The sequence below is a fragment of the Methylobacterium hispanicum genome, from assembly GCF_022179285.1.
GTDB classification, from domain to species: Bacteria; Pseudomonadota; Alphaproteobacteria; order Rhizobiales; family Beijerinckiaceae; genus Methylobacterium; species Methylobacterium hispanicum.
This window is the reverse complement of sequence record NZ_BPQO01000093.1, coordinates 1-770: the sequence shown is the minus strand read 5'-3', so window position 1 is coordinate 770 and position 770 is coordinate 1. Positions and strand designations below refer to the sequence as shown.

At 60.8% G+C, this 770-nt stretch carries 2 tRNA genes and 1 rRNA gene; all 3 read left to right on the top strand.

The annotated features are described in order from the left end of the window. A 16S ribosomal RNA gene (locus MFF56_RS31890) occupies positions 1-103 on the top strand; the annotation flags it as partial. A 167-nt stretch (positions 104-270) separates the two neighbouring features. Beyond that, positions 271-347, top strand: a tRNA-Ile gene (locus MFF56_RS31885). 53 nt (positions 348-400) lie between these two features. After that, a tRNA-Ala gene (locus MFF56_RS31880) sits at positions 401-476 on the top strand. Positions 477-770: the final 294 nt, after the last annotated feature.

Here is a 770-nt window from a genome sequence, read left to right as displayed (position 1 = left end):
TGCGCCAACCGCAAGGAGGCAGGCGACCACGGTAGGGTCAGCGACTGGGGTGAAGTCGTAACAAGGTAGCCGTAGGGGAACCTGCGGCTGGATCACCTCCTTTCTAAGGATGCTGTTTGTCAGGATGATCGGCTCGGCCGGTCCGCTCCTCGTACGGCGTCATTTAGATACAGGGTCCAGTCAGGACCCATTGGCGGGACGTCGCCGTCCTCGTTTCTCTTTCTCATCCGGACAAGCGGGAGGCGATGCACGCGCATCGCTGCCAGCCACGGGCCTGTAGCTCAGGTGGTTAGAGCGCACCCCTGATAAGGGTGAGGTCGGACGTTCGAGTCGTCCCAGGCCCACCACGATCGGGTGCCGTGCGCACCAGCAACCATCACCGACTGCAGCTGACACCTTCGGGGACATAGCTCAGTTGGGAGAGCGCGTGCTTTGCAAGCATGAGGTCGTCGGTTCGATCCCGTCTGTCTCCACCATTTTCTTGTGACTTGGCGCAGTGCAATCTGCGACGTCTCAGAGCATGGTGTTGAGTAGAGGCTGTCCGGAATTCCAGTTTGCCACGGCCCTTGTGGTCCGCCTCTGCGGATCGGCCGTTGGTCAAAAGAATCTGACATCGTGAAGAGGGAATGTGTGCCGGTGCGGCAGCGAGAGCTGCTGGCCACCGGTCATGTTCGGCAAGCATACGGTGATGCGCTCCGAGAGGACGCGCATCACTGGTCTTTTTGTGACCGCGCAGGTTCGCGTGTCGTCAGCCGCTGATAGCGGCTGCC